The sequence below is a fragment of the Inquilinus limosus MP06 genome (assembly GCF_000767795.1).
In the GTDB taxonomy this organism is placed as follows: domain Bacteria; phylum Pseudomonadota; class Alphaproteobacteria; order DSM-16000; family Inquilinaceae; genus Inquilinus; species Inquilinus limosus_E.
Map to the genome: position 1 here is coordinate 1 of NZ_JANX01000182.1, position 10257 is coordinate 10257.

At 71.8% G+C, this 10257-nt stretch carries 9 protein-coding genes; 4 read left to right on the forward strand and 5 right to left on the reverse strand.

The genetic code is table 11. The features are described 5' to 3' along the window. Together P409_RS15745 and P409_RS15750 are read right to left on the reverse strand one after the other, a co-directional pair. Nucleotides 1–1206 (reverse strand): MFS transporter (locus tag P409_RS15745; RefSeq protein ID WP_052120719.1); only part of this gene is annotated, 1206 nt, incomplete at its 3' end. A gap of 32 nt (nucleotides 1207–1238) precedes the next feature. Continuing rightward, entirely contained in the window at nucleotides 1239–2183 is a 945-nt protein-coding gene (locus tag P409_RS15750) for an arginase family protein (RefSeq protein WP_034838862.1), read from the reverse strand. 148 nt (nucleotides 2184–2331) lie between these two features. Between P409_RS15750 and P409_RS15755 the strand changes: the two genes are divergently transcribed. Further along, nucleotides 2332–3327, forward strand: a complete 996-nt coding sequence (locus P409_RS15755) for an aldo/keto reductase (protein ID WP_034838863.1) — start codon at nucleotides 2332–2334, stop codon at nucleotides 3325–3327. 146 nt (nucleotides 3328–3473) lie between these two features. Here the strand turns inward: P409_RS15755 and P409_RS15760 are convergent, their stop codons facing one another. Then, complete coding sequence (locus P409_RS15760; RefSeq protein WP_034838867.1) at nucleotides 3474–4736, reverse strand: NAD(P)/FAD-dependent oxidoreductase; 1263 nt, start codon at nucleotides 4734–4736, stop codon at nucleotides 3474–3476. A 189-nt stretch (nucleotides 4737–4925) separates the two neighbouring features. Here P409_RS15760 and P409_RS15765 point away from each other — a divergent pair, with 189 nt between their 5' ends. Next, the gene (locus P409_RS15765; protein ID WP_152613403.1) at nucleotides 4926–5888 is read left to right on the forward strand and encodes a hypothetical protein; all 963 of its coding nucleotides are present in this window, start codon (nucleotides 4926–4928) and stop codon (nucleotides 5886–5888) included. A 13-nt stretch (nucleotides 5889–5901) separates the two neighbouring features. Here the strand turns inward: P409_RS15765 and P409_RS15770 are convergent, their stop codons facing one another. Continuing rightward, nucleotides 5902–6528, reverse strand: a complete 627-nt coding sequence (locus P409_RS15770) for an FMN-binding negative transcriptional regulator (protein WP_034838875.1) — start codon at nucleotides 6526–6528, stop codon at nucleotides 5902–5904. 344 nt (nucleotides 6529–6872) lie between these two features. Here P409_RS15770 and purB point away from each other — a divergent pair, with 344 nt between their 5' ends. Both purB and P409_RS15780 read left to right on the forward strand, forming a co-directional pair. Next, nucleotides 6873–8165 (forward strand): adenylosuccinate lyase, encoded by a 1293-nt coding sequence (purB, locus tag P409_RS15775; protein WP_034838881.1) that lies wholly within the window; start codon nucleotides 6873–6875, stop codon nucleotides 8163–8165. 3 nt (nucleotides 8166–8168) lie between these two features. Then, nucleotides 8169–9323: a trans-sulfuration enzyme family protein gene (locus tag P409_RS15780; protein WP_034838885.1), complete on the forward strand. Its 1155-nt coding sequence runs from the start codon at nucleotides 8169–8171 to the stop codon at nucleotides 9321–9323. Nucleotides 9324–9511: 188 nt separating this feature from the next. On the opposite strand, the gene P409_RS15785 is transcribed toward P409_RS15780, so the two are convergent. Then, nucleotides 9512–10257 (reverse strand): ABC transporter ATP-binding protein (locus P409_RS15785; protein ID WP_034838889.1); only part of this gene is annotated, 746 nt, incomplete at its 5' end.

Consider the following 10257-nt stretch of genomic DNA (forward strand, 5'->3'; position numbering starts at 1 on the left):
GCGGCAGCCCGTCGCGGCAGCAGCCACATCGGCGCCGGCCAGGCCGATCACGGTCAGGCCGGCGCCGGCCAGGAAGGTGGCGCCGGGGCCGATCCAGCTCCACAGCCCGCCCGCCAGGGCGCTGGCGACCAGCAGCGCCAGCCCGCCGACCAGGTTGAACAGGCCGAAGCCGGTGCCGCGCCGGTCGGCGGGCACGGTCTCGGCCACCAGCGCCGCCAGCAGCCCCTGGGTCATGCCCATATGCAGCCCCCACAGCGCGGTGCCGGCGATCACCGCCCACACCCCGCCATCCAGCGCCAGCACCAGGTCGGCCGCGACCAGCACGGCGAAGCCGAGGACCAGCAGCCGCCTCGGGTCGTGGCGGTCGGACAGCACCCCGACCGGATAGGCGGACAGGGCGTAGGCGATGTTCATCACCACCAGCACCAGCGGCACCAGGGCCAGCGCCAGCCCGGCCTCCTGCGCCCGCAGCACCAGGAAGGCCTCGCTGAACCGCGCCAGGGTCAGCACCGCCGCCACCGCCACCACGCGCCAATAGGCGCCGCCCAGCCGGCGCAGCTCATCGCGCCGGATCGGCGACCGCGCCGCCTTAGGGGGCCGGGCGGCGTCCGGCTCGTGCACGCCGCCGACCAGGATGGCGACCGAGATCGCGGCCGGGATCACCGCCAGCCAGAACACCAGCAGGATGTCGCCGCCGCTGGCCAGCATCAGCCGATCGCCCAGCAGCGGCCCGGCGAAGGCACCGACGGTGTCGAGCGACTGGCGCAGCCCGAAGGCGGCGCCCCGGATGGCCGGCGGCGTCAGGTCGGCGACCAGCGCGTCGCGCGGCGCGCCGCGGATGCCCTTGCCGACCCGGTCGACGAAGCGCGCCGCCAGCACCAGCCCGGCGCTGCCGGCCAGCGGGAACAGCGGCTTCGACAGGGCGCCGAGGCCGTAGCCGATCACGGCCAGCAGCTTGCGCCGGCCGAACCAGTCGCTGAGCACGCCGGAGAACACCTTGACGATCGAGGCGGTGGCCTCGGCCACGCCCTCGATCAGCCCGATCACCACGGCGCTGGCGCCGACGGTGGTGAGCAGGAAGACCGGCAGCAGCGCGTGGATCATCTCCGACGAGATGTCCATGAACAGGCTGACGAAGCCCAGCATCCACACGCCGCGCGGAATTGCAACGCGGACGCCCGGGCTGACGGGGGTTTCGGCGGCCATCGGATGCTCCGGTCGCGACAATCGGCGTCGATCTAGGACCGGCGGCGCATCACCGTCAACGGCGCCAGCCCATCGGCCAGCATGTCGACCAGGCCGCGGGCATACGTCCCGTCCGGGTCCAGGTCCGGGTCGTAGATGGTGACGTTCAGACCGATGCAGCGGGGCGAGGCCAGGAAGCCGCGCAGCAGCGCCGCCAGCCCGTCATGATCCAGCCCCGGGCTGCCGGGCGAATCCACCGCCGGCATCACCGCCTGGTCGAGGATGTCGACGTCGAGATGCAGCCAGAACGGGATCTCCGGCGTCCGGTCCAGCACCGCGAAGCTGCGGCGCAGCGCCTGTTCCGGCCCGAGCTCCAGCAGCTCGAACATGTCGATCCGGGTGATCGCGGTGTCGTTGATGTCCTCCCAGCCCCAGTCGGGGTCTCGCCCCTCGCGCTCGCCGATCTGGATCGCCCGTTCGGCCGGCACCAGCGGGTCCGGGATGCCGTCCCAGCGCAGCATCAGCGGGTCGCCCAGCCCGATCGCCAGCGCCAGGTCCATGCCGGCGGCGGAGTGCAGCGGAAAGTCCTCGTAGTTGCCGGGATGGCGGAAATCGCTGTGGCCGTCGAGATGGACCAGCGCCAGCTCCGCATGCCGCCGCGCCCCGGCCAGCGCGCCGACCAGGATCGAGCAGTCGCCGCCGACCACAATGGGAAACAGCCGGTCGCGCAGCGCCGCGTCGACTGCATCGGCGACCTGTTCGTTGAAGCGCCGGATCGCCGGGCCGTTGCGCAGCACCGTCCCCGGTTGCTTCTCGGTGCTGTAGCGCGGCCGCGCCAGATCGACCGTGCGATCGGGCCGGAGCGCGCTCTCCAGCCCCGCCTCGGTCAGCGCCTGCGGCGCCCGCCAGGTCCCGGGCTCGTGCCCCGGCCGCAGCGGCCTGAGGCCGAGATTCGACGGCGCCTGGATCAGCGCCGTGCCCGCGATCGGATACTCCATGGTCGTCCTCTCCCCATCCGGGTGGAGTATGGCCGGCTGTGAAGTTTCTTCCAAGGTGATGGGCCGGCGCGCCGGGTACCGTGGCGGCGCGCCGGCGCCATATCCGGCCCGTCACCACGACACGGCACGATTTCTGGAAGGATTCACCATGCGCCTGCCCCTCGACCACGCGCAGGGCTTCGGCGGCGCGCCGCTGGGCAACATGTTCCGCGCCATCCCGGAGGACGAGGCGATCGCCGCCGTCCGCGACGCCTGGGATGCCGGCATCCGCTATTTCGACACCGCGCCCTTCTACGGCGCCGGCCTGTCCGAGATCCGCATGGGCCTCGCCCTCAAGGACCAGCCGCGGGACCAGTACGTCCTCAGCACCAAGGTCGGCCGGCTGATCCTGGACGAGATCGAGACCGGCGCGCGCGACCAGGGCGAGAAGGGCGGGCTGTTCGCGGCCGGCCTGCCGAACAAGGTGGTCTACGACTACTCCGCCGACGGCGCGCTGCGCTCGATCGAGGACAGCCTGAAGCGCCTGGGCACCGACCGCATCGACCTGGTCTGGATCCACGACGTGGCCGAGGATTTCCACGGCGACCGCTGGCGCGAGGTGCTGGACCAGGCGCTGGACGGCGCCGGCCGGGCCCTGACCCGGCTGCGCGAGGAGGGCGTGATCGGGGGCTGGGGCCTGGGCGTCAACAAGGTCGAGCCCTGCGAGGTCGCGCTCGACCGCGCCGACCCGGACGGCTTCCTGCTGGCCGGCCGCTACACCCTCCTGGACCACCGCCAGGCCCTGGCCGGGTTGATGCCCAAGGCCGAGGCGCGCGGCGCCGGCATCGTCGTCGGCGGGCCGTACAATTCCGGCATCCTGGCCGGCGGCGAGCACTACGAGTACCAGAAGGCGACGCCGGAGATCCAGGCCCGGATCGACGGGCTGAAGGCGGTGGCGGCGGAGTTCGGCGTCGACCTGCGCGCCGCGGCGCTGCAGTTCCCGCTGGCGCATCCGGCGGTGGCCGCGATCATCCCCGGCGCCAGCCGCCCCGGCCGCAGCGCCGAGAACCTGGCCCTGGCCGCCGCCCCGATCCCGGCCGGCTTCTGGCAGGCCCTGCGCGACCGCGGCCTGATCGCCCCCGAGGCGCCGACGCCGCGGGGCTGAGCAGGATACCAAGCGCCTTCGCGGCAATTCCAACACCGTCATTGCGAGCGCAGCGAAGCAATCCAGGGGCCGGTGCGAACCGGCCCCTGGATTGCTTCGTCGGCTGCGCCTCCTCGCAATGACGGCGAAGGGGCAGGCGCGGAGCCCTACTCCTCCCGGCCGCGCCCGGTGATCAGCCGGGCGCTGCGCTGGCCGGTGGTGTAGATCCACAGCCAGCTCAGGGCCACGGTCAGTCGGTTGCGCAGGCCGATCAGGAAGTAGATGTGGGCGAAGCCCCAGATCCACCACGCCAGCCAGCCGCGCAGCTTGATCCAGCCGAAATCGATCACCGCCGCCCGCTTGCCGATGGTGGCCAGGCTGCCGGCATGCTTGTAGCGGAACGGCCGCGGCTCCGACCTGCCCTCCAGCCGCGCCCGGATGGTGTCGGCAACGTGCTGGCCCTGCTGCTTGGCGGCCGGGGCGATGCCGGGCAGCGGCTGGCCGTTCCAGGCGTCCAGCCGGGCGGTGTCGCCGACCACGAAGATCTCGGGATGGCCCGGCAGGGTCAGGTCGGGCGCCACCATCACCCGGCCGGCGCGGTCGGCCTCCGCCCCCAGCCACAAAGCGGCGGGCGAGGCCTGGACGCCGGCAGCCCAGATCACCGTCTTCGCCGGGATCCGCTCCGCCCCCAGCGACACGCCGTCGGCGTCGCATTCGGTCACGGCGTGGCCGGTCAGGATCTCAGCCCCCAGCCGCTCCAGCGCCGACCGGGCATAGGCCGACAGGTCCTCCGGAAAGGCCGCCAGCACCCGCGGCCCGGCCTCGACCAGCAGGATCCGCGCCTCCTTCGGGTCGAGCGCCCGGAAGTCGCGGGCCATGGTGTGGTGCGCCAGCTCGGCGATGGTGCCGGCGACCTCCACCCCGGTCGGCCCGGCGCCGACGATGACGAAGGTCAGCAAGGCCTTCCGCACTGCGGGGTCGGTCTCGACCTCCGCCCGCTCGAACGCCAGCAGGATGCGGCGGCGGATCGCGGTGGCGTCGTCGATGTCCTTCAGGCCGGGGGCGAAGGGCTCCCAGTCGTCATGGCCGAAATAGGCGTGGCGCGCGCCGGTCGCGACCAGCAGCGTGTCGTACGGCACCGGCGCCTCGCCGCGCAGCTGCACCTGCCGCGCGGTCTTGTCGATGCCGGTGACCTCGCCCAGGATGGTCCGCACCTCCGGCCGCCCGGCCACCAGGTTGCGGACCGGCCAGGCGATCTCCGACGGCGCCAGCGACGCGGTGGCGACCTGGTACAGGAGCGGCTGGAACAGGTGGTGGTTGCGCCGGTCGATCAGGGTGATGTCGACCGGCGCGCCCTTGAGGCGGAGCACCGCCTGCAGCCCGCCGAACCCGGCGCCGATGACGACCACGCGGTGACGCGCCTCGGTCATGATGGTCCTCGCCCTCAATCCTGCACCACCGTCCGCTATCGCGGTGCAGCATGCAAGGGCGGCGGCGTCGCGCCCTCGGCGGCGCTCCGGCAGTGCCAGGCGGCAGGCCAAGCCGAATGGGTTTCCTATCCTGGGCATCGCAGGTAGAATCGTCCGGCTTATCTGCGCAAGCTGGATAGGAGATGCAGCATGTCCTTTCGGGTCGACACCGGCGCATCTATCCAAGGCGGGCGACTGACGCCGGCCTCATCGGCACAACGGCAAGCCTTCAACGACGCCATCTCGCAATCGCGGCCCACATCCGGGGAAGCGGCAGGAACGGGCATGGTCGACGACCCCGGCAAGGGCGAGGTCGGCGAAAAGGGGACGGGCCTGATCGACTGGATCGAGCGGCTGGTGAGGGAGGCCGCGGCGAGGCGGGAAAAGCTGGAGCGCTACAAGGCCGACGAGTCGAAGCAGTCCCCGACCGCGGCGAAGATCATCGCCGAGGCGGAGCGGCTGGGCGTGCCGATCCATGTGCTCAGCGATCAGGATTACCGGAGCCGTTATCCCGGCACCGGAGGCGTGACCAGCAATGGCGAGGTCTATGTTCCGGAATCGGCGCTGAACACGAATGGCGATCCGGTCCTCGAGCATGAGCTGCTGCACGCCATCCTCGGCCGGACCCCCGAGATCTTCGACAATGCGCGGCCGCTCGACGAGCGCATCAAGCGTGCGCGCGACCTGTTCCACGGAATGGGGCTCGACGCCGATGACGGAGAGCGCTTTGTGCGCGCGATCGATGGCTGGCCGCCGGAACGGCACGTCGACGCGGATCACACGCAAGCCTATGTCAGCGGTGTCGACATCGCCCGCGAGAAGGCCGGGCTGCCCCCGCTGACGGACGCGCAGCGGGACGAGCTCTATGCGGGGGCGGCGGAGCGGGAGGCCGCGCTCGGCATCCAGCGCGGGCCCCTTGCGGATTACGCCAAGGCGGAGTCGCCCTTCCTGCGCATGATGGCTCTCGCCCGGGCCGAGGCGCAGTGGGCGGCGACGCCCCAGGGCCGCGCCCACCCGCCATCCGGCAATACGGTGGAGGAGCGCGCCGCGAGCCTGACGGCCATCATCGACAAGCTTGCCAGCGAGGATCGGCTGCTGAAGTTCAAATCCTAGCCGGCGCGGACCGTCAGCCCGGTTCCACCGGCACCAGCGCCGCGACGTCGTCCCGGCCCTCGGCGCCCAGCCCCTCGACCACGCCGGCGCGGTCGGCGGCGGGGCGGTTCTGGCTCATCTTCCACTTGCCCTCCAGCCGGGCGATCGGCAGGGCGAAGCCGACGATGCCCTTGAGATGGGCGCGCACGAAGTCCGGCGGCGCGTCGCTCACGGCCCAGGGCGCGGCGCGGCCGCCCTCATGCCGCACCGTCAGGCGGGTCACCAGGTCCAGCAGCCGGTCGGCATCGTCGAACATCTCCAGCGGCCCGCTGGCGTGGATGGCGACGTAGTTCCAGGTCGGCACCACCTTGCCGGTCTGGCGCTTGGTCTCGTACCAGGACGGGGTGATGTAGGCGTCCGGCCCCTGGAAGATCGCCAGGGCCTCCGTCCCCGCCATGCCGCCGGCGGCGTGCGGGTTGGCCTTGGCGAGATGGCCGTACAGCGTCCCGTTCGGCCCGGCCGCCGGGTCCAGCAGCATCGGCACATGGCTGGCGACCAAGCCGTCGGCGCCGAGGCTGACCAGCGTGGCCAGGCCGGCCTCGCGGATCGCGGCGTGCAGGATCTCGATCCGGTCTTCCCGGAAGGCGGGCGGGACATACATGGCAGGGACCCGGGCAGCAGGGTGGTGCTGCACAGATGGCGATGAATCGGACTGGCCGCCAGGACCAATCGGCCTGAAGCGGCCAGTCCAATCCGGCACGGCGCACCGGCGGCATGCAGTTTCGGCAAGGCCCTGCGCTTCCGCCCTGCCGCCGCATGCTGCTATATCCGCTTCGGAACATTGGGACGGGTTCTCTCAACCTGTCATGCCCGGGCTTGACCCGGGCATCCAGAGGCTGTCGACATCTTCTGGATTGCCGGGTCAAGCCCGGCAATGACAAGGAAAGGGGCAGCCCCTTCCCTGACCGTGCCGCCCCTTTCCCGCCCCGCATCTGGACCACGCCGATGATCCCCCGCTACAGCCGCCCCGAGATGACCCGGATCTGGGAGCCGGAGAACAAGTACCGGATCTGGCTGGATATCGAGGTCGCGGCGCTGGAGGCGATGGCGCAACTGGGCATCGTGCCGGAGACGGCGGTGAAGGCGGTGCGCGAGCGCGGCAACTTCAATGTCGAGCGGATCGACGAGATCGAGCGCGAGACCCGGCACGACGTCATCGCCTTCCTGACCAACCTGGCGGAGTATGTCGGGCCCGAGGCGCGCTTCGTGCACCAGGGCATGACCTCGTCCGACGTGCTGGACACCACGCTGTCGATCCAGCTGTCCCAGGCGATCGACCTGCTGATCGCCGATGTCGACGGGCTGCTGGCGGCGCTGAAGCGGCGGGCGGAGGAGCACAGGGACACCCTGACCGTCGGCCGCAGCCACGGCATCCATGCCGAGCCGACCACCTTCGGCCTGAAACTGGCCGGCCACTGGGCCGCCTTCCGCCGCAACCGCGACCGGCTGGTGCAGGCCCGGCGCGAGATCGCCACCTGCGCCATCTCCGGCCCGGTCGGCACCTTCGCCTCGGTCGATCCCTTCGTCGAGCGCTACGTCGCCGACAAGCTGGGGCTGCAGGTCGAGCCGGTATCGACCCAGGTGATCCCGCGCGACCGCCACGCCATGGCCTTCGCCGTGTTCGGCGTCGTCGCCTCGTCGATCGAGAACCTCGCCATCGAGATCCGGCACCTGCAGCGCACCGAGGTCCGCGAGGCGGAGGAGTTCTTCCACCAGGGCCAGAAGGGCTCGTCGGCGATGCCGCACAAGCGCAACCCGGTGCTGACCGAGAACCTGACCGGCCTGGCCCGGCTGGTGCGCGCCGCGGTGGTGCCGGCGATGGAAAATGTGGCGCTGTGGCATGAGCGCGACATCAGCCATTCCTCGGTCGAGCGGATGCAGGCGCCGGACGCCACCGTCACCCTGGACTTCGCCCTGTCGCGACTGACCGGCGTGGTCGACAAGCTGCTGGTCTATCCGGACCGGATGAAGGCGAACCTGGAATCGCTCGGCGGGCTGGTGTTCTCGCAGCGCGTGCTGCTGGCCCTGACCCAGGCCGGAATCAGCCGCGAGGACGCCTATCTGCTGGTCCAGCGCAACGCCATGAAGGTGTGGCACGAGGGCGGCAGCTTCCTCGACCGCCTGGCCGAGGACCCGGAGGTCACGATCCCGCGCGAGGATCTGGCGCACGCCTTCAGCTACGATTTCTACACCAAGCACGTCGACGACATCTTCGCCCGCGTCTTCGCCGAGGCCTGAGCCATGGCCGACAAGGACCGTGAGCCAAAGAGGTCGGCCGCCAGCATCACGGCGCAGGCGCTGGGCTGGGTCGACCCGGTGACCAGGGCGGTCACGCCGGCGATCCACCCCTCCTCCACCTATATCCGCGACCCGGACAACCAGTACCGGTCCGGCCGGATCTACGCCCGGGACAACAACCCCAGCTTCGACCAGGCCGAGGCGGTGCTGGCGGCGCTGGAGGGCGCGGCGGGCGCCGCCGTCTTCGCCTCCGGCATGGCGGCGGCGACCGCGGTGTTCCTGGCGCTGGCGCCGGGCGATCATGTGCTGGCGCCGAAGGTGATGTACTGGTCGCTGCGCAACTGGCTGGTGACCGAGGCCACCCGCTGGGGGCTGAAGGTCGAGCTGGTCGACACGCACGACATCGACGCCGTCCGCGCCGCGCTCAGGCCCGGCGAGACCAAGCTGGTGTGGCTGGAGACGCCGGCCAACCCGCTGTGGACCGTCACCGACATCGCCGCGGTGGCCGAGGCGGCGCACGCCGCCGGCGCCCGGGTGGCGGTCGATTCCACGGTGGCGACGCCGGTGCACACCCGGCCGCTGGCGCTCGGCGCCGACCTGGTCATGCACTCCGCCACCAAATACCTGAACGGCCATTCCGACGTCGTCGCCGGGGCGTTGGCCACCGCCCGCGACGACGAGACCTGGCAGCGGATCAAGCGCATCCGCGCCCAGCACGGCGCCATCCTGGGCCCATTCGAGGCCTGGCTGCTGCTGCGCGGCATGCGCACGCTGGTGCCGCGGGTGCGCCAGGCCTCGGCCACGGCGCTGGCGATCGCCGAGCATTTCCGCGGCCATGAGCTGGTCTCGGCCGTGCTGTATCCCGGGCTGGACGACGCGCCGGGCCACGCGGTCGCCACCCGGCAGATGCGGGACGGCTTCGGCGGCATGCTGTCGCTGCGGGTCAAGGCCGGCGCCCAGGCCGCGATCGCCACCGCGGCCAAGGTCGAGCTGTGGAAGCGCGCCACCTCGCTGGGCGGGGTCGAGAGCCTGATCGAGCACCGCGCCAGCGTCGAGGGGCCGACCAGCCCGGTGCCCGACGACCTGCTGCGCCTGTCCGCCGGCATCGAGGACCCGGCCGAGCTGATCGCCGACCTGGAGCAGGCGCTGAGGGCTTAAGTCAGGGCCTGCCTTTTTGCGTTGCCTCTCCCGCTTGCGAGAGCTTTTCGGAACTTCCCGGAACCGTCATTGCGAGGAGGCGAAGCCGACGAAGCAATCCAGGGCCGGTGGGCACCGGCCCCTCGGATTGCTTCGTCGGCTTCGCCTCCTCGCAATGACGGCGAGGGATGGCGGGTATCCAACTCCCATCACACCTCCAGCACCCCGTCGACCGCGGCGGCGACCAGGCGGGCATAGGGGCCGCCGCGCAGCAGCAGCTCCTCGTGCCGGCCGGTTTCGGCGATGCGGCCGCCCTCCAGCATCAGGATCCGGTCGGCGCTGCGGATGGTCGACAGGCGATGGGCGATGATCAGCGTGGTGCGGCCGCGGCGCAGGTCGCGCACCGCCGCCTGCAGCGCCTGCTCGCTTTCGGTGTCCAGGTTCGATACCGCCTCGTCCATCACCAGCACCGACGCGTTCTGCAGGAAGGCGCGGGCGATGGCGATGCGCTGGCGCTGGCCGCCGGACAGCCGCGCCCCGCGCTCGCCGCAGGGCGTGGCGTAGCCCTGCGGCAAAGCGCGGATGAAGCCGTCGGCCTGGGCCAGCCGGGCCGCCTGCCACACCTCCTCCTCGCTGGCCTCGGGCCGGCCGAGGCGGATGTTGTCGAGGACCGGCAGGTCGAACAGATGCACGTCCTGCGGCACGATCGCCACGCGCCGGCGCAGCTCCGCCAGCGGCAGATCGCGCAGGTCGTGGCCGCCCAGCGTGATGCGCCCGGACGCCGGGTCCCAGAACCGCATCAGCAGGCTGGCGCAGGTGCTCTTGCCGGCGCCGGAGCGGCCGACCAGCGCCACCGTCTCGCCGGCCGCGATCGCGGCGTCGAAGCCGCGCAGCACCGGCCCGCGCTCGTCGTCATAGCCGAAGCCGACGCCCTCGAACCGGACCTCCGGCGCCA